We start from the raw sequence: 20,448 nt of genomic DNA, 5'->3' as shown, positions 1-20,448 counted from the left end.
GGAAAGACAGAGTTGATATCATGAAATTTGATGGACAATATGAGCGACAATCAAGAATAGTAGGTTTGGATATTTATAGAATATTAGCGGTGCTATTTATATTTCTTTTTCATTCTAATATTCATATTCAGTGTCAGTATGGCTTTTTAACTCCGTTTATAAATATGGGAGCGATATATATGACAGCATTTTTCATACTGTCAGGCTTCTCTTTATATTTAACATGGAACAAACGGGATTTGCATGATATAGAAGGAATTAAAAAATTCTATTCTAAGAGATTGATTGGGATTTTGCCGTTATACTATGCAATTGCTCTGCTATATATTTTTTTGTTGGGACAAGAATCACCAACCCAAAACTTACTACTTGCGCCAACAGAAATACTGGGAATTCAATCCACTTTTAATAGCTTGTTTGCGGTGACTCATAATGGTGGAACATGGTTTGTGTCTTGTATTTTACTTAGCTATCTTGTATATCCACTGATACAGGAGATTACAAAACAGATAAGAATTAGAAGCAAGGTAATACTAATTTTAATAATAGCAATAGTACTCTTGCATTCGCCATTTATAGTTTATTTCTTCGGTACTAGTGGTATTTATTCAAATCCGTTTTTTAGAATCCTTGAATTTACAATTGGTGTATTGTTATGCTCAATGATGACAAATATTTCAGAATGCAAGTTTTCAAATTATTTATTCAGTTGGTGGGCGGTTATTGTTGAATATATTATTTTAATTGCTGGAGTCACAGTTGCTCTTAAGGTTGGAATTCCAGGCGATTACATGCTATATAGTTGGGTCGCATTACCTATGTTTATGCTTCTGATCGTTACAATGACAGAATTAAGTTTCCCTAGATGGATGCAGAATTCAAAGATTATAGGATATCTTTGCGAAATATCTTATGCGTTCTTCTTTGGTCAGTATTTTACATGGAAAACGACATTATTTATTATCAGTAAGATCGGCATTGACACAAATATATTGAGAATAGTGATATCTTTTATTTCATGTTCAATATATACAATCCTTTTACATGAAATTATAGAAAAACCTATTACCAGATTTTTGAAGAAAAAAATATCGTAAAGGAATATTTTCGATACAGAGCACTTTAGATTTGAAAAAAGTCTAAGGTGCTTTTTATATAAAATTATTAACGGCTGAATCAAAATGATTAACATTTAAGATAGTGTAAGTGGCGTATTGATATAGCTAATAATATTATTTGACCATGATAAGATTTGAATTTGGTTTAACTAGAGGTTTAACCAAGAAATGCAGATGCTACAAATCCCTTTCTTTTAGTATTTTATGGGGCCGAGAAACTGTTTGAGCCTCCTCTGATACATCTTCTATAACCGTTCCATTTTCAACAATTGCATAAAAACTGTATCCGGATTTATTTTTTAAGTCACTCTGTATTCCCAGATTCTTAAGACATTCTCTCTTCTTTTTAGTCAGATTTGTACTTACATCATCAGCCCCTGCCATAAGTATCGTATAATCACAATTTTCAATCCGGTTAAAGTATCCGATAAAATCATCATGCATAGACTGAAGCCACAAATCTCCATTATTAGAAGCAACCAGATACTCTTCGCCTGTCTTGGTTGTAATATAAAAATTCACATGGCCACTTGATAGAGCTTTCCTATCAGCAGTTTCAAGAATTCCCTCGTATCCACCTTGCTTATTTATCTTCAGGTCTATTTCTCCGCTCAGATTCCCCATCTCATACCGGGCAGTGACCTTCTTAAGTCATCATGCTCAGTCCTCTTACTACTGGTAATCCACCCACTCAAAAACCGTTTCTTCGTCAATCCCAAAATAATACTTCATATTAGTTTCCTGGTATGCAAACATATAATCATACATGTAGGGAAGTACATAACTATAGGCATCATCTATATTCTTATACAGAACCAATTTAGGCTGATTATCTTTAGCGGCCATTTTTAGCCTCTGATAATTTATCTCATTTACAGTATAATTCTTACTATATCCCTTATAAATGCCAACTAAATTAACTCCGCAAACAATGCACAATGCAAGAATACATAAATATTGTACAGGTCTTAATTCCTCGTCCTCCAATATAAGACTTATTATCACAGGAATTCCAAACAACACAAATGGAAGCAACGTCCTAATCTGCAGCTCTGAGGATATAAGCATAACTAATGTGCATATCACTCCTGACAGATAGGAAAAGAAAACCCACATTTTACCCTTACAAAGCATAAATACATGCAGAAGCAGTACAGGCAAAGCTGCGTACATCAAACATTCTCGCCACCTGGAAAACTCACTGATATAATCTGCCAATTCTCCATACTTTACATATACTGCAATAATAAACAGATCAAAACATATAAAAGGTAAATATATAAACCTTTTTCTAATCACCTTTTTAACTGAGGAAAAAAACAATGCTACTATCGTCGCCAAGATATAATACTTCATAAACCTGCTAAACAGGAGTCTTAGAATATTCCTTAACCTATTCACCAAAACAATCATCATTGGCACATCGGCATCCAGAGCAGAACTTCTCTTAAAATTACCCGGAGCAAATATCAAGATACAACTTCCAAGCAATAGGAATAATCCAATAACTAAAAGATATTTTTTGTTCCTATCTGACATGGACTTGAATTGTATCACATAGCTTACAAAATAAATAAAACATGCAGTTATGGCATACTGCTCCTGTGAAAAGCCAACAACCAGCGCCAAAACACATAATGCTACCACCCGGTGTATCGATAATTCTTTTAAAGAATCTGCATATAATAAATAAAACAATAATGCAAATGTCAAAAACGGCAATGTATAAGTAATTGCAGCACTATACCAATATAAAGACTGGGTGGCCATATTGAGCTGAATAAGGCCATAGGATAATACTGTTAAAAAAGCCGCCTTGAACAAATATCCCTTATTAAGCTCAGAACTCACCCTGAAATTTGTAAGATATCTATAGATCAGCCAAAAATCCAGAAAGACTATTAAAATCTCAATTATCCTTATTACCCATAATCCACCTGCAGTTCCTAAAATAAGAACACTATAATACAGAACTCTTCCGCCCCAATTCATATAATGTTTAAGAAGATAATCAAAAAAGCCTAATATACCGGTTTTATCTGTACTTACGGCATATGATAATGTTGCATACCCATAATCATCAGAATACAGATAAATAAGTCTATATTGAAAGAATAAAAATATAAAAAAGGCAACAAACAGTATAATTGGCCATCTATCAATGCTTAATGATTTCTTTTCCATAACCTTTATTCCTTCAATCTCATAATAAAAACAAATACTTCCCCCGTAAATCTTCAGATAACTCTACTCCCATAAATCATCAGATAACTTTACAACCGCTATACCATCCATATATTTAACACTTCCATCTGCAGGGAAAACCGGCATCTGTGTTATATCATATTTGGCAATCAGCTCATGATATTCATCTATATTACATTCGACATAATCTGTTCCCAGATAATTATTCATAAAGCTTCTCCAACAGCCCTGGGTTCCATAAAAGTCATTCCAGATAGTACCGTAGGAAGCCGTTGTCCATTTAATGCTATCCTTTATTTCTTCTCTGCAATCAGAATAATTACCATTCCCTGCTCGACCTATGATACAAATTTTATGTGCTTCATCAAAATTCATATTTTTTTCTATAGCAGTTGAAATATCAAATGATAAATACTCCATTTGATTCATATGGAATTTCAGGTAATTAAGAGAATCATTGTTTAGCTGTAAAAGCATACCTAAAACTAATGCAGAAACTATTACTCCCAGACATTTTATAACTCTCCCGTTCTCCATTTTGGAGATTAATGCAAACAAGAAAATATATATCATATTGGTTGCAGGGAGCATTATAGGACCGGTTGTCGCATAAACACTAACTGTGGGTGCTAGTATTACTATTGAAAATAAAAACATTGGTAACATTATAAAAAGAATCACCGCGAATATTTTGAATAAATATTCCCTCTTAACAGAAATCATCCGAACAAGGAATACTACAGCCAGAATAATAAAAAAGGCTATATTAATACTTCTTCTTGAGATCAGCACTCCATATGCATTGTTTATCATCCCATTGCCAAAGAAGTAATCCACGAAAACTTTATAGCTCCTCACTATTCCGGACACCAGCTGTCCCAGCATAAGCTGTCCCATTCTAGAAAAGCCTCTGCTCTCCTCAGCCTGAATCCCATTTGCCAACAATACGAATTTATTGGTTATCAAATAAAGAAGCACTCCACCTACAAATACAAAGAAATAATGAAAAATCCTTCTTACTATATCAGCCGCCACGTTGTTGCTATCCAATATTTTCACAATAATAGCAATGGCACAGACAGAAATATACAATCCAAGAAAAGCTTGATATGTAGCCAACGAAAAGCTCCATAAAACAATACCCAACATATCCAATATCACTTTAATCTTCTTATCAGCTATTTCAAGATTGGCAAGACATAACGCTATTGCTGCAAAAAGACCAGCAATCACATAATAAGCAAAGCAATAATAATATGTGACTCCTCCCTGCATAAAGGGAGAAATAAGCATTAAGCATCCTGCAATCACACGGTATAATCCACCTTCAAGTCCAATTGCATCAAATAGCAACTGTACAGTAACGATCCAAACTGCAATTGCCAGAATAGTATTAAAGGTTGTAGAAATATTGTACGAAAAAAGCTTCTGCCAAAACCATATCATATAACGTCCCAAAGACAGCTCCCATGTATAGCTATCTTTGTATAAAGTTCCTGTCCACAACGCATCCGGATTAGGCAATTCATCGATTATTGCAGGTGCATATACTATCATTCCAAAGCAAAGCAGCAATGCATAAACCCACCAATTGTTTTTTAAATAATCATAAATTTTATTTTTCAGTACCATAACAACAAACCCACTCTTCAAACAATAATCTGCAAATCACAATCCGAATAACGCTCTCATGCGGCAATATAAAACCGGATCATAAGCCATTACAGAGTAGTCCGGTTCATCATATTGAGCAAAGAATATCAATACACACGATATCAAAGTCAGCACACATAATAGCGAAGCTATCCTGCATCCATTATTGTATGTATCGAATTTGCCTGCTAAATATTGGATCTTTAAGTAATCAAAGATAATAATCAGCGAAGAGAATATAAGAAATAATCTTATGTCCATCTGATAACGTGTCAAAATACCACACATAACAGTGTCAACAGAGGTAACAATCAGTACCGGCACAAGTGCCCATATTAAGAGCGATTTAAAATATCCTGTCACCTTGATAACCGAAGGCTTTAAGCACATCCATGTAACAGGCATAAGTACTATCGCCCCACCAATCATAGATTCAGTCACAATATAACCCGGATAGTCTGTAAGCACTTTCCCGGATTGCAGGAAAGGAAACTCTAAATTAAAAATTGGCAGGTTAACCAAATAATACCAGAGTCCAATCGGTATTCTTGATAAATGAATCCCCATATGATCCATATCATATCCTGTCAGATTATAATTAGCTCCAAAGTCAAAAGGTGATCCAAATCTCAAATAATTATAAGCCATGATCAAGAAAGCTATAGGAAAGTATGGCAAAGTCAAAAGTATCACATTTTTGCAGCCATTCTCCCTAATACTTAAGAACCCTCTAAATACGAAAAATGCCAGAAAACTGTACATCGCAAATTGAGGTCTTGCCCCTACTGCCAATGCCATCAGAAGTGAGCCCAGCATTCCTTGCCAATAACATACTTTTCCTTTTGAGACGGACTTAAACCACAAAAAGAGGCCCCATGTTACCAATGCCAATGCCGTTCCAATAGAAATATAGTAAATAGCAGCTCTCTTTATCATCAGAATAACTCCCGATGATATAGATATCATTGTCGAGAACAGAATATATAAAGATAACGGAAGCTTATCAAAATATTTCTTTTTTATCTCATGCACCAGCAAAAAGCTTCCAATAATAATCATCAGTTCAATAATAAAATGAGCTAATGAATCAGTTAGATATTTTCCCGTAATAAAATGGTACGGCATAAAAAGCAGCACCGCAGGTACTGCACCAAAATATACATAATACTTCCCCTGATAGTACGCAGTATCAAAATAACTTTCCGCACCTGATACATATCTGTTCACGGGGTCATACGGATTATCTAAACCTGCTAAAACACTATCTGTGCTCTCCTCAAGATAAAGCCTATGCTCTTCAAAAGCATTTATAAGATCGTTATAGCCCCTAAAGGCACCGCATACCCACGCCTTACTTTGGAAATAATAGACTGTAGAAATAATTACTCCTAAGCAAAGCAGGATTGCAGCATATCTCATTTTACTATTTGCTACTCTATTCTTTCCTGACTCTTTTGCATAGTCATAGGTTATACTTCCGCAAATAAATGCAATTAACAGCCAAAATACCAGAAATCTTCCAAGTACAAATCTAAAGGGTATATGTGCATTAATATCTATTCCATTGACTGTTACATTATCCAACGCCTCTGAAATAGAAATACGCATATTATTTACTTTTCCAAAGGCCTCAATCGGAAGGTACATAGATGAAGACACTTTGGGACTGATAAGCTTGCCTGGAAATCCATAATACTCTACGTGCCCCTCATCAGTTATGGAAATTGTTACATGCATCGCGGTTTGTCGATTTTCATCATCCCATCCCTCATTTTTGCAATCTAAATCCAGAAATATATTTTTGACTTCCTGACTGATACCGGATAATTCCAGTGTTGTTCCTGCTTCAAAACTATATGATTTACCATATTCCAGAGGTGTTCCATCCATAAGTGACACCATAGGATCTTCTACTTTATTACCTCCATTGTGAAGATAAACGGCAGAATTCCACACAAAAACCTCTAATATGGCTGCAAGAATCAGACCTATCAGAATTGACCGGGCATTAGCTCTTATAAAATATCTTAAAAAGCTTAATACACCACTTGTTCTTACAGTTTCATTTCGATCATTGTTCACCATATTCCTCCCAAATTATCGAAATATCGCCCGGAATCATATAATAATTTTTCATTAAGCCATTTGCAGATTCAAATCCTTCCTGATATGGCATAACACAGGCATATTTATCATCAACAAGCTTATACAGACGAATTGATTCTACTGTATTACCCTTCGCAATTGACTTGGCTGCATCTCTCATAATCATATCATTCAGATTATTTATCTTATTATTTCTCCAGTAACCAACTGTAAGATTCATAGATGTTATTATTCCATAAACAATGGCCAGTACTGCTATCCCACGGACAAGAACTCTATAATCCTTAACACTTTCAGAAATAATGCAGGCGCATGTAATTCCAAGACAGAACACAAAGAAAATATGAACCCTGAAATTCAAGTCCGGCGAAAACAGCATCATAACCTGTGTCATGATACCTGAAATAAATATCGCTAAAATATGCTTCTTATTGCATATAAACATAAAAATCGACACATTGATTACAAAAATACATACCCATAACCCCTCAAAGATTTGTTTACCCAAGGGTCTGTTTTGATAAATGCTGCACCCAATAACAATTATTCCCAGAATAATCCCTACCAGAATATTCACTCTTAAAATCACAGATTTAACCCGGGTTTTACCGGATAATTTTTTTAATATAATTATTGCTGCAAGAATATTTGATATTGCTAAAAGACTTGTAATTCCAATACTGTCATCAAGGTTGATCATCAATACCAATGGAAGATTATGCTTTACCTTGCCCAAAACTGTCATTGAAGAAAATGCATCATATCTGCTTGCTACTGCCCTTTCAATATTTCCCGGAGCCATTATACAGAATGCTCCTCCAACAATTGAAAAGAACATACGCCATATATTTTCAGCCTTAATCTTATTTCTCTCAAGTAAATAATAAACAATATCAGTAAGAAAAACATAGCAGATTACTGCCACAGAGCTCTGCTCATGCATCGATGCTGCCAAAGCAAACAAACATGTGCAGAGAATCGCGCATGCAGTACGATTCTTATTATTATCAAAATCATCCTGTAATAGCTTAAGCTGTAAGTAAACTGCAATGACAAAGAAAGCTGCAGACCATAAATATGCTACTGAAGCTGAAAACCACATGGTTCCCCAATTAACGGTCGAAATCCCCATAAGGAAAAAGAAGGCAATTATGATAAAAGATGCCTCCCATTTTCTATTATTATCAAAACATACGATTTTGTAGGAAAAAAGTAAAAGACACAATGTCAAAACAGCTTGAATAATCCTGATCACCCAAACTGAATGCTTCATAGCCAATATTTCCATAAAGAAGCCGGTAACTCTACCTCCCCAGTGCAAATAATGATATTGCAGGAATCCCAGTAGCTGGCCAAAAGAATACCCCGTACCACCTGTCCGGTTAAAATCACTTCCTAAATATGTGAGACTTGCATATCCATAATCGTCAAAGTACAGCCAAATAAAACTGTTTTGAACCAGGAGGAAAATGAATAAGCATATCCAAAAAAATACAAAACCTCTTTCAAAAAACGACCTTCTATTACTCATTATTCCCTCTCCCGATAACCTGAAAAACTATTGCTGTCTCGACAATCATCAGCGGAAGCATTATATATAAATACCTATGATTCTGCTCAAGCAAAAGAATAAATAAGAGGTCCCCTAATATAGACAATCCTACTATATCTGTGAATAGCTTCCTTATTATCCCGGACTTATTCCCTCTTATGATATTCATACAAATACTTACAAGAACAGCACCAAACAGAAGGACATAAAGGGTTTGAACTATCCTCCCTATTCCTCTTGTCCATCCTCCATTTTTAGGAATTAAAATATCCTGGATACCGACATACCTGGCATCTGTATTAATCAAATCCCCTTTCCATATGGTGGGAGCTGAAAAACTTCCATCATGAATGGCGCCTACAACCTTCTCTTTCCAAAACATAATAAGCTCATTGAAGCTTCTACTATCAAGTCGATTCCTAATACTGGCTATGCAGGCTTCTTTCTTTTCCTGCTTACCAATAGTATTCCACATAAGATCAACATCCGGAGCGTAATACGCTCCCTTATGTTCATCATTTAATCCCATGTTCAGATAATGCCAGAATACAAATTCATGATCTTCTATATACTCTTTAGAAGCAATATGTCCATAGGTCCAATTGTCAACGATACCGCCCTCAGCTTTATAGAGTAGAAGCGAAACAATTACAAATAGCAATATGTATTTCTTTCCCTTTAATTCCTTTTTCAGTAATGCAAAAACAATAGAAATTACAAATGCCGCTATAAGAACAATTATGGCCTGCGGCTTAAAAAGGATACCAATGCTGGCAATAACAGATGAAAGTATGACAAATGTTATCCTCTTCTTACCTTCATAATCAAATGCACACAAAATAAAAAACCAACTTGCAGGAATTGTCCAGAGCGAAACAATATCTGTGTATAATATAGTCGCCGGTTCACTAAGACCCACAAGAAAAACCGAAAGCAAAAAAGCGATGGTTGACGCGTCTTTCCCTGCAAGTTTATTAGTTAATATCGAAGTAAATAAAATAGCAAGGTCAGCAAACACTCCTGCCAATATGCATAACAAAAGACACTCAGATTCCAAGGACATTGCAAAGCCCAAAACCCTGGCAGCCCTGATGACAATATACTCAAGAATCACAATTGGTATATTATTCACATATCTACATAGGTAATCAAAATAAAAGTTGCCTTCGACTAATACCTTATCAGGACTAAGGTATGCATTTACAATCTCTCTAACTGCTGCAGCATCAGCATTATACGTTGAATATGATACATAGATATAAACCACTTGTATCATAATCCAAATAACCCACATTATAATCCTGAAAATCTTATAAACAGACTTTCCTTTTATTTTGTTTACAAAGTAGCTAATAGCCAGCAATACAACTGCGCTTAAAGCTATGGAAATAACCTCTTTATATACGGGTAAAGAAAAGTAGTATTCGGGAGCTACAATATTAAAAATGCAAAATAAGAGACCGGCTATAACTAATAGTCTGATTATACCGAGCATTATTTTCCCTATCATTTCTCCCAATTTTGGCATATACTATCACTCTCTTTCCAGCAGTTTGGTTGCAAATCCGTCCTTAATATATTCGCCTCTGAAAATAAGATTATCAAAGCTATCATACTCACCATTATCAAGCATCGGAAACCACTGATAATATGTTCTACTATGATCACCGGCATGAGTATAAAAGACAACCTCATTCCCATATTTATCCTTCAAAGAAGTCTGATGCCCTTCTACATCCTCACCCTTTACATAATCTGCAGGTACCAGGAAACGAACCTCCTTAGCATCATAAGTACTCACCGCCTTATAGGTAATCGTTGCAAGAAATAAAACGACAATTGTACCGTAAACTGCTCTGGCATTATGCTGCATATATGAAGCTGCCATAGACATTAACATCAGCATGTACATATACCCGTATCTTGGAAGAGGACATACTACAAGCCAAAATATGAACTGTGCAATAAAACATACCATAAAGAAATCCATTCGTTTTAGCTCTCTATGACACAATCTTCGAATAAAAATAATCGCATAAATAAATATTCCTACAATACAAGCAACAAATATTATCTGATCCATAAATGAAAGACTAGTCCTGAACCAATATGGTAGCCACTCCCAAATATGTGCTGTATCTGCTCCCTCTAAACCATATCCTGCAGGACCTAAAGATTTTGCAATCCATCTCATTGAAACAGAATCAATATCAACAGTAGCCATAGGAAGTTTCCAATCTACGTTAAACAAATCCAAACCACGGAATGGATACAGGAGATATCCACAGATGATTACGTTTCTGATAAGAAACGGAATAACGATCAACATAGAAAATATCGCAAATACCATGATTTCCTTATATTCCTTTTCTCTGATATATGCAATAAGTGGCAAAAAGACTATTAGTACTATGAGTCCCGCCGAAAGTTTTAAAGTACAACTAAATATGCCTATCACAGCAAGTAAACCATAAAAGCCGGCATCCACTATCTCTTTTTCACAATACTCAAAAGCCTTAATAAACACATACGCAACCATATATAACGTTATATAGTCAGTACCGGCAGATGATATCTCTGCAAAATATACTGCTACATAAAAAAGTGCTGCAAGCTTCAATAAATCTGAACCCACTATCTTTTTTGTTTTAATAAAAGACATAGTGCAAACACAATAAGAACATAAAAGAAAAGATGCAAGAGCATTCATAGAATGAAAGCTCCTATGCTCAAAAGCAGCTATACCGCTAAAACTAAACAGAGCCTGAAAGCACATAAATGAGCTATTATATGCAAATCTATGCTGTATATTAGCAAGTCCAGGCACTACACCATACTCTTCGATCCATCTGATAGCAGCAGCGTGATAAAGATAGTCATCCCAAGCCTTTGGAACATCTCCTGATATAACCACAAATACAATTCCAAATAACAATGTTACTAATAACATCCATCCTGAAAGACGTCCAAAAAAACCTTTCAGTTCAGAATTGATTTTTGCTCTATTGGCAAAATAAATAATAGCTGATATCAGAATAATTATAAGAAGGGCAGCATTAGCCACTCCGGCAAACAGACTGTAGCATTCTGCATAAATAGTGGTCATTACGAATCCGATAACTATCTTTAAATCAATATCTATTGATGGAATATGCAATAACTTCCCAATGAGTGCAGTACTACCATATCCAACCAGAAATATTACGGCTAAAGCTAATGCCATATTAAATAAACTTATAATCATCTCTTATCTCCCTCACTTAAAATTTATAATAAATAAACGGATTATATGATAATCCGGCCAAGTATATAATACTAACTCCAAACAATATCAAATAGCCTGCATACATCAAAGGCGAAGGAACTTTAACTTTCTCCTTCAAAGCTACCGGCACACGTAGAGCTGCCAGTATTCCGACAACAAGCATAAATACATACATCGAATCCAATCCCGGTAATACTGAGAAGACTTTAAAATTAGAAAAATCAAAGGAAAACATGTTTCTGATATAATTCAAAGCCACAGTCAGATTATCAGCTCTAAAGAATACCCATCCCACAATCACAACTATACAGGAATAAATGTGTCCCAGAAATGCAGGTAATTTCTTTAAAACATTGCCAAATCCCAATCTTTCAATGAACATGAACAAACCGTGATAAAGTCCCCAAACAATAAACTGCCAGGCAGCTCCATGCCATATACCTGTCAGCAAAAATACCACCCATAGATTTATATATGTCCTAATCTTCCCTTTTCTGTTTCCGCCAAGGGGAATATAAACATAGTCCCTGAACCAGGTAGACAATGAGATATGCCATCTACGCCAAAATTCCTGTATACTTCCGGCAGTATAAGGATATACAAAGTTCTCATTAAATATAAATCCAAATATCAATCCAAGACCAATAGCCATATCAGAGTATGCTGAAAAATCAAAGTATATCTGAAGAGTATATGAGATAGCTCCAAGCCAGGCATAGGCAGTGTTAAAGCTTCCACTAAGAGCAAACACCGCATCCGCCATACTTCCCATAGCATTAGCCAAAAATACCTTCTTTGCAAAGCCGATGATAAATCTCTTTACACCCTGCTCAGCCATAGCACAGGTAGTTTTTCTAGCTGAAAGTGCCTCATTTACATCGATATAACGTACAATTGGTCCTGCTATAAGCTGTGGAAACATCATAATATATAATGTAAGCCTGAATATATTCTTCTGCGCAGGTACTTTGCCCCAATAAACATCAATCACATAGGACATAATCTGAAATGTAAAAAAGGAAATACCAATTGGCAGAGCAATAGTGGGCATCCCAAAAGAAACATCAACATTACCTGCACGCTTAAGTAGTGTCTCTATATTGCTGCCTATAAAACCTGAGTACTTAAAAAATACCAAATCTAATATATCCGCACATATAGCTATAATAAAAAACACTCGCCTTGAAACTGACCCGACTCCACTCTTCTCAATCATTATTCCACAAATATAATTAATGAGAATCAAAAAGAAAAGTAGAAAAAGATATCTTAATCCGCCCCAGGAATAGAATATTACTGAGGCGATAAGCATAACCAGATTTTTAAATTTAATATTGCCGGTTTTCTCCGCAACAATATATAGAAGCAGAACTGCCGGCAAAAAACAAAACACAAAGACAATAGAAGAAAAAACCATCTCACATCACCCAAGTAAATTCGGGTTCTCCAATAAATAATCTATAAACCCCCAACTCATAGTTGGAATTGCTCCCTCGTTAACTTCAAGAATCAAAATGTCAGATTCTGACAAATACTTACCCACATCGCCAAATTCATCGTAGGTATCAAAACCTGAAAATGTCCTGGCATCACCATTGATTATACAATAATTGTTTTCAAAATGGGCACTTACATTAAATAGGCCACTGCTTCCCAGTTCAGAGAGACTCTGTCCCATAAAGCTTCCACCTCTGTAGAAAACTGTAGGCACTTCTTCTTCATCAACAACCTTCAATTTAGATTTAAAATATTGATCTCCTGAAGGTCTCATAATAAGGTTTAAGCTGTCATATAAGTCCGTATCAGGGAATGTAGGAACATTGTTTTTCGAAGGTTTCACCTTCTGTTCTAATGTTCCCAGATGCCACTTGCTATTCTCAGCTATATAAGAGGCAAACTCCTTCGCACATAACTGCCCCCAAGGATGAGACCAATGAATTCCTGTAGAGTAATATAAAGGTGCCTCAAGATCTCCTTTATGTTCCTCATAGTATGCATGACAATCAAAATACTTAAGATTGCTGGAATACAGATATCTTGCAAACTTATCATAATTATTCTCGCCATCATTAGCCATACTTAAATAATTCTGAGGTATCTTATCTCTAAAAAAATGCGCCTTTGTAGGTGTAACAAAAATATATAATTCCTTACCTTTAGAAGTGCATAGTTCCTGCAACCTATCCAGTTTACTAATCAAATCCTCAAAGTATGAATCATCTGATACCGGATAAATATTAAGTTCCTTGTAAACGTATTCGGGTTCAAATAAATAATTATCCTTACCAATTATTACATTTGAATTAGGGGACTTCTTAAAAGCAGAAAAAATCAGCTGCGACCTGAGCTTAATAAGTGCTTTTCTACCGGGAAACGAATTATCTATTATTGAATTCCAAGTAGCCTGGGCACTTCCATCCATAATCTCAGTAAATCCGAATACGGCGTTCTCGTTTCCAGCTGTAACACCGCTTAATTCTATTGTCTTATCAATAAAAAATCCACAAACAGGATACAACAAAATCAACATGAATAATAATACAAAGAAATATTTCCATGTATTATTATCATGTTGATTTTCTGTACTGTTTATTACAGTTTTATCCAACTCAATTACTCCAAATCAGAATCATTATAATTCTTATTTTAGCACAACTGCTCCAAGTACTCTCACTCCGCAGTTCTTGCAAAGCTCCAGCTCTCTTGCTATATCTTCCAGCTTAGACTCATTTGCTTTCTCCACAAGTATAGCCACATCTGATTCTGAAAGCATATGCAAATCCTTAGGATCTGTAAAAATATTGTTGCTTACTGTAGTTGTAATTCCACCGGCAATCTTATCCTGAATAAGTCTCTTAATCTCTTTTGATTCAGCATCGGATGATGTTCCAACCAGACATGCCTTTTTGGCTTCAGCCTTAGAAGCGCTAATTGAAAGTTCAGAAGCAACGAGATCAAGCTTATTATTTAACTTATCTTTATCTCCCACAGGAAGTGTTCCAATTACGGGCACTCCAAAGGCATCACGCATATCGCTCTCTGTATGGAGCTTACCAAGAAGAACATACAAAGCTGCATATGCCAGCATAGCAACAAACATTCCGGCAAAAGCTCCAAGAGCTATATATTTCTTGTTAAAACTTCTTACTATACGAGTCTCTACCTCTTCACCATCATCGAAAGACACAAGATCATCAATACTATTAATCTCAGCAACGTTATCAGCATCTATGTCACCTCTTACTGCCTTATCGAGGTACACCTTATTAATCATCTCTGTCAGAGCTGCATAATAGTTTTTCTGATCCGCAGTAAGAACAATACTATTATTCATGTATACCATATTACTTTTCAAAGTATGCAAATAAGTGACTGCACTCTGTTTAATGCCAATTAACCCCGTATCCTTCTCAATACTGTAATAAGAATTGATATATGACATATCAAACTCAAAGGCTGTCTTAGCCTTCTCAGCTACAGAATCTATATTCTCTGTAACAATATCCATTATCTGTCTGCTGATGTCCTCATCAAATCCGCGTACTGACACCGCCAAAATACTATTAGCATCAATTTCAACAGTTATAAGTTCAGCCATCTGCTCTTCTGAATACTCATTTTCAGTCACCTCTGCTGCCTTAGCCAGAACATCCTTATTCAATAGTTCCTTCCGGAAAATAGCAGCAACATTATTAGCATCGCTAACTACCAGTCCATTGGAATACAGCTGCTTACTAATAGTCGAATCTGCACCTACCAAATTAATCTGATTGGAATCATCATTTTCAGAATCCTGCTTTAGTTCATAATCACAATTATTTATTGCATAGTATGAGGTAAGTTTCTGTACCTTATAGGCATCAAGGTTCATAAGTATTGAATTATCTACATATTCTAGCTGGTATGCATACTCCTTAGCATAGGTCAGATACTGATCAGCCATTGATTCAACCACTGCAGCATCACTCTCTGATAATGCACCACGAAGAGATGCAAGTTTGGAACTCTCATTCTCAGTTACAGCCTCTCCTGTCTGAACATCGACTTCATGTCCGGATTTCATATAACCATATCCGCCCATTAAGACAGCCCCAATAACTGCACTTAATAGTACAATCTTCCATTTTGCCAGTAATTCCTTGGCTAAATCTATCAGGTCAATTTCTATATTGTCTCTGTAATCCATTAACATATCCTTTCCATATATCATCTAGTTATAATCCATTGTTGATTGTATCATATGAATTAATTCTTAAAAAGGCTACTTTTCAGCCTTCTATTCCATGCCAACAAGAGTACCATCAAGATCATAATATACCTTCTTAATAGCTACTCCCTCATGATTATATACATACTTAATACATGCATAACCTTTAGATATCGAAACTGGCTCGTCATTTTTATCATAATAATCTTCCCTGATTACTTGCTTATTTTCATTAAATATACGGTCTACATACCAATATTCATCATTATAAAGCACCGGCTTCCCTTCGACGTCAAAATACCTAATGACTGTATTATTACCCTCCTCATCATATTCATATGTAACAGATGCCTGTCCACCTTCTAACTCTACTGGATTATTATTCTCATCCAAATATTTTTCTCTCACAATCTGATTATGATCATTATATTCCCGAATAAGAACGGCATACCCAGATTTATTGATAATAGAATTACCATCTGCTCCAAGATTAGTTATCTTAATCTGCCTTCCTCTTTCGTCATACTCTCTTTCGTACCCGACTACCCCTTCATTTAAAATTGCAGGAGCACTACTAGTATCATAATATTCTTCTTTTATTACCTGTTTTTTATCATTAAATGTTCTATTCACATACCAGTATTGTTCATAGTACAAAACCGGCTCCCCATTTTTATCATAATACCTTATTATAGTATTATTACTATCCTTATCATATTCATACTCTACAGCACCTTGGCCTCCTGCTAGTTCTACCGGGTTATTATCAGTATCATAATAATCATCTCTTGCCAGCTGGCCTTTATCATTATATTTTCTTTCAAGTACAGCGTAGCCTAAAGTATTGTTTATAGGGTCTCCATCTGGTCCCTGATATGTGAGTTTCACAAGTCTTCCTTTTTCGTCATATTCTCGTTTATACCCAGATGCGCCATCTGATAGTATGGCTGGATCACCATCTACACCATAATATATTTCCTTTGTAACCTGCTTATTACCATTGAAAGCACGTTCCATACACCAATATTGATTGTTATATAATACAGGTTCTCCCTCAGCATCATAGTATCTTACTACGGTATTATTACCTGCATCATCATATTCATATTCTACAGATGCCTGCCCTGTCGGCTGTACAAAAGGCTCCCCCTCAAGGGTATAGTATCCCTCCCATATTTTATTAGCGTTATCATCATATTTTACATGTGTATCATAATCAGGTGTTCTGGTATATGATATGGAGCAAAGTTCTAATTCATCTTCATTCTCCATCAAAAGAGTGAAGTCACACTCCTTTATTCCTCCAGTAAATATAATGTCACTGATAAAATTCCCTTCATCGTCAAAATCACTTCTCGAAATCGTATGAATCGCAGCAGGAACTTTTAGATTTTCACTATTAATCTCAAGAGTGCAGATACTATCATTCTCCGAAGTACTCATATTTAATAACTTAAAAGTATATGTTGCCGTATACTTACCGGGATAAACATCTATATCAGTCCCATTTACCAACCCATCAGCTGTTCCACCCAAAATAATAGTATTATTCTCAGACAAAGTAAGCCCATTAGCTTTAGCAAGGTTATCCAAATCAACTTCATAAACTCTGTCATTAAATCCTCTAGGATTGTAACCCATTTCCTTAAGCCTTGCTATAACACCCTCATCATTAGTATATACTTCATCCCACTGTGATATAGGAAGATATAAAAATCCAGCATTGGTAAGAACCTGAGCTTCATCTTCAATACTCATTATTACAGTTGTGTTATTATGATTTGCAAGACTTGCTCCGCTAAACAAGGTTCCCTGTATTTCGCCAAATATTTCATTGTAAATAACAGGATAAGTGTCATTATAGACTTCTCCTCTGGCACTCTTTTTTATCTCAGTAATAATCTCTTTTTCACCATCTATGCGCTCCATTAATACGCCACGCATATCATTAATGCAATAATTTCCCACCACAATTATCGCAATTAATACTGTTGTAGATGTCATAGTAAAAACAACACTTCGGCCCTTTACTTTATGAATTATAAATAAATCCGACAAAAATCTACTGACATTCCAAGCGATCATTGCTATAGCAATGATTGAAATAAAACCAATAACAAAGGTAAATACACCACCAATATGAGCACTATAAGCATTCCTTGCGGTTCTTATCCAACTATATGCACATGGTAAATAATACAGTATAGTTACAGCAAAAATACTAAATACAAGAGAAGGAATATATGCCTTAACTTCTTTGGCATTTGCTAGTTCCCACAGATACATCCCTATTATTACCCACAGAAAAAAAACTATATTTATCCAATATTCCATATCTATAAATGCGCTTAATGTCATTATAGCAATAACGAACAGTGACCATGTTCTTACCGCTGCTGATTTTGAAAAAAACGCTGTGTAAAAAGAAGTAATATATGTTCCGGCAAAAAGTACAAACGCAACAGCTCCATAATCAGCGAGCAGAGCAAAAAAAGCATTTTCTATTGGCCCAGCAGCTATTCCTGCTGCCATAGATAGCATTGTCATGGAAGGCTTGATTGAATAGTAGCCTCTAAGAAGCCCCCCTCCCAGAATAACGTCTAAAACAGTACCCTCTCTGAAAATATTCAAGACTTGATTAATGGCAGAAATCCTAATTCTTAAGCTAATATCCCCCAGATAATTCAGATATACATCTTTTGAAAGTGAAGAAAATGCGCTAAGATACCTTTCATTCAACTTTTCTATAAATGTCGGATCAGTATCCTTGCTAATAAATACCATCATCAGTGCTACTAGCATAACAATACCCACTACAATGAACTTATTCTTCTTATTCTTTAGCAGCCCGCCAACTATCTCTTCGCTTATCTGCTTCCGCCTCATCAACAAATATATAAGCATAATGGCTACAAGCAGAACTGTATCTAATCTTCTAGCTCCAATGATTTCTATAGCAAAAGCAATAATAACTCCCGTATGCTTTCTCCACTTATCATTTAAATAAAAAAGCGATATCAATGCTAATACTATAGCAGCATCACCCTCAGCAATAGAATTAAGATAGAATAACCGGAAGTCCCCAGTGAAATCCGGTATAAGAAATCTGTTAACTATTGCCAATAGAAGAATAGCAAAAATCAATACCCAAAGCTTTTCAAGAGTCTTTTGCAATTCATCTCTACCTGCTGAAGCAACATGATATCCAGCAAAAATAATACCGAATGCTGTAATAACATATCGGTATGATACAAGCCCTGTCCTGTTAAAAACCCCAAAATATACTGTCCATATAATTGTAACAATAGCAAACAAGGAGAAGTTTTTTATAAAATCTATTAGTTTAGTGAAAAAAAAATTAATATCGCCAAACAGAGAAAAAATACCAACAATGATGAGCTGATATGCACCATCCCTGTACTCATCCCTGGCTGCCATCATAATCGCAAAAATCATTCCAATAAGCAAAAAACTATTCCAGGATATTTTTTTAATCATATACTATACCCCCCACAATATCTGCAATCCCCCCTATAAGCATATAGCTTTTAGGGAGATTCACACCTTCAATTCTGTTTTCAGTAAATAGCATAACCGCTATAATAAAGTATGTCCCAAATATTCTGTAAACCGCTATCAATGACGCAATGTTCCATATGCAGTGATATAGTCTGAAAACATAGTAAACAGCCAAAGTAGTCACTTTAGCAAGCGATAATAAGTAACCAATAATGCTGATATACATTCCGGGGATATCCCAATAGCTGAAATCAAAGCAAATAAGCAAAGAAAGCAGATATGCTATGATTACACTTAGCGCATCTGCCAATAAGAACATAATAATTCTCCCATAGTATCTAAAATCTGTTCCCTGATTATTCCTAAACAAAACTAATTACCTAAATCGTAAGGACTCATATTTATACCAACGCTGACATTATATCACATCAGCACTCAACAATACATCGACGAATCACCTCTCTCTTCATTGCCTCTGCAATTATCATAATACCTTCTGGATATACGAATGATGCCATAGCTTACTCAATTATACCATCATCGTCATGGTTATTAAGAGCCATACTCAAGCTTGCTCTGAGAGTGATTATCACCACTCTCGCTATATAACTCACTAATATAAAACTCCCCCATCATCTGCTAACCCCATATTATAAAGTTATTTTGTATTTATATCGGCAACCATACCCAACCTTGGCCTCTAAACTATCTTTTGTTATTTAGTGAAATCTGCTTGTCTAGAAATTTCAAAACATCCATCCTTTTTCGTCGCCCTTATCTTCTTACTTATTGCATAGAATTTCATAGAGAATTGATTCATTAT

13 protein-coding genes are annotated in these 20,448 nt (G+C 35.4%); 1 reads left to right on the top strand and 12 read right to left on the bottom strand.

The features are described 5' to 3' along the window. The first annotated feature begins 20 nt into the window (after positions 1 to 20). A complete protein-coding gene (locus G601_RS0104860; RefSeq protein ID WP_026664662.1) occupies positions 21 to 1,097 on the top strand; it encodes an acyltransferase family protein in 1,077 nt (358 codons plus the stop codon). Positions 1,098 to 1,295: 198 nt separating this feature from the next. Here G601_RS0104860 and G601_RS0104855 read toward each other — a convergent pair whose 3' ends face one another. The 12 genes from G601_RS0104855 to G601_RS0104800 all read right to left on the bottom strand — a co-directional run bounded on the left by G601_RS0104855 (position 1,296) and on the right by G601_RS0104800 (position 19,944). Further along, positions 1,296 to 1,742, bottom strand: coding sequence for a hypothetical protein (locus tag G601_RS0104855; protein WP_026664661.1), 447 nt, complete (start codon positions 1,740 to 1,742; stop codon positions 1,296 to 1,298). Positions 1,743 to 1,790: 48 nt separating this feature from the next. Continuing rightward, a complete protein-coding gene (locus tag G601_RS0104850; protein WP_026664660.1) occupies positions 1,791 to 3,302 on the bottom strand; it encodes a DUF6056 family protein in 1,512 nt (503 codons plus the stop codon). Positions 3,303 to 3,365: 63 nt separating this feature from the next. Continuing rightward, positions 3,366 to 4,955 carry a glucosyltransferase domain-containing protein gene (locus G601_RS0104845; protein WP_026664659.1) on the bottom strand — a complete coding sequence of 530 codons (1,590 nt, stop codon included), beginning with the start codon at positions 4,953 to 4,955 and terminating at the stop codon, positions 3,366 to 3,368. Between the two features lie 36 nt (positions 4,956 to 4,991). Continuing rightward, positions 4,992 to 7,058, bottom strand: coding sequence for a hypothetical protein (locus tag G601_RS0104840; RefSeq protein ID WP_207638021.1), 2,067 nt, complete (start codon positions 7,056 to 7,058; stop codon positions 4,992 to 4,994). Next, positions 7,048 to 8,613 (bottom strand): DUF6056 family protein, encoded by a 1,566-nt coding sequence (locus G601_RS0104835; RefSeq protein ID WP_242834382.1) that lies wholly within the window; start codon positions 8,611 to 8,613, stop codon positions 7,048 to 7,050. The genes G601_RS0104840 and G601_RS0104835 overlap by 11 nt, the downstream gene beginning before the upstream one ends. Next, positions 8,606 to 10,153 (bottom strand): hypothetical protein, encoded by a 1,548-nt coding sequence (locus G601_RS0104830; RefSeq protein WP_207638019.1) that lies wholly within the window; start codon positions 10,151 to 10,153, stop codon positions 8,606 to 8,608. The genes G601_RS0104835 and G601_RS0104830 overlap by 8 nt, the downstream gene beginning before the upstream one ends. Before the next feature lie 15 nt (positions 10,154 to 10,168). Further along, a complete protein-coding gene (locus G601_RS0104825; RefSeq protein ID WP_026664655.1) occupies positions 10,169 to 11,878 on the bottom strand; it encodes an LIC_10190 family membrane protein in 1,710 nt (569 codons plus the stop codon). A gap of 16 nt (positions 11,879 to 11,894) precedes the next feature. Then, positions 11,895 to 13,037 carry an MBOAT family O-acyltransferase gene (locus G601_RS0104820; RefSeq protein WP_242834381.1) on the bottom strand — a complete coding sequence of 381 codons (1,143 nt, stop codon included), beginning with the start codon at positions 13,035 to 13,037 and terminating at the stop codon, positions 11,895 to 11,897. 285 nt (positions 13,038 to 13,322) lie between these two features. Further along, positions 13,323 to 14,507: an alginate O-acetyltransferase AlgX-related protein gene (locus tag G601_RS0104815; protein ID WP_026664653.1), complete on the bottom strand. Its 1,185-nt coding sequence runs from the start codon at positions 14,505 to 14,507 to the stop codon at positions 13,323 to 13,325. Positions 14,508 to 14,540: 33 nt separating this feature from the next. Beyond that, positions 14,541 to 16,085: a hypothetical protein gene (locus G601_RS21975; protein ID WP_155834463.1), complete on the bottom strand. Its 1,545-nt coding sequence runs from the start codon at positions 16,083 to 16,085 to the stop codon at positions 14,541 to 14,543. Between the two features lie 90 nt (positions 16,086 to 16,175). Further along, a complete protein-coding gene (locus G601_RS0104805; protein ID WP_026664652.1) occupies positions 16,176 to 19,604 on the bottom strand; it encodes an RHS repeat protein in 3,429 nt (1,142 codons plus the stop codon). Then, entirely contained in the window at positions 19,597 to 19,944 is a 348-nt protein-coding gene (locus G601_RS0104800) for a hypothetical protein (RefSeq protein ID WP_026664651.1), read from the bottom strand. The genes G601_RS0104805 and G601_RS0104800 overlap by 8 nt, the downstream gene beginning before the upstream one ends. Positions 19,945 to 20,448 lie beyond the last annotated feature (504 nt).

It is taken from the genome of Butyrivibrio sp. FC2001 (genome assembly GCF_000424125.1).
In the GTDB taxonomy this organism is placed as follows: domain Bacteria; phylum Bacillota; class Clostridia; order Lachnospirales; family Lachnospiraceae; genus Butyrivibrio.
This window is presented reverse-complemented; position numbering and strand designations above follow the sequence as displayed.

What these genes read in the sequence shown, in the direction of transcription:
- G601_RS0104860 (WP_026664662.1), top strand. Translation starts at nt 21, where the DNA reads ATGAAATTTGATGGACAATATGAGCGACAATCAAGAATAGTAGGTTTG.
- G601_RS0104855 (WP_026664661.1), bottom strand. Translation starts at nt 1,742, where the DNA reads ATGGGGAATCTGAGCGGAGAAATAGACCTGAAGATAAATAAGCAAGGT.
- G601_RS0104850 (WP_026664660.1), bottom strand. Translation starts at nt 3,302, where the DNA reads ATGGAAAAGAAATCATTAAGCATTGATAGATGGCCAATTATACTGTTT.
- G601_RS0104845 (WP_026664659.1), bottom strand. Translation starts at nt 4,955, where the DNA reads ATGGTACTGAAAAATAAAATTTATGATTATTTAAAAAACAATTGGTGG.
- G601_RS0104835 (WP_242834382.1), bottom strand. Translation starts at nt 8,613, where the DNA reads ATGAGTAATAGAAGGTCGTTTTTTGAAAGAGGTTTTGTATTTTTTTGG.
- G601_RS0104825 (WP_026664655.1), bottom strand. Translation starts at nt 11,878, where the DNA reads ATGATTATAAGTTTATTTAATATGGCATTAGCTTTAGCCGTAATATTT.
- G601_RS21975 (WP_155834463.1), bottom strand. Translation starts at nt 16,085, where the DNA reads ATGGATTACAGAGACAATATAGAAATTGACCTGATAGATTTAGCCAAG.
- G601_RS0104805 (WP_026664652.1), bottom strand. Translation starts at nt 19,604, where the DNA reads ATGATTAAAAAAATATCCTGGAATAGTTTTTTGCTTATTGGAATGATT.
- G601_RS0104800 (WP_026664651.1), bottom strand. Translation starts at nt 19,944, where the DNA reads ATGTTCTTATTGGCAGATGCGCTAAGTGTAATCATAGCATATCTGCTT.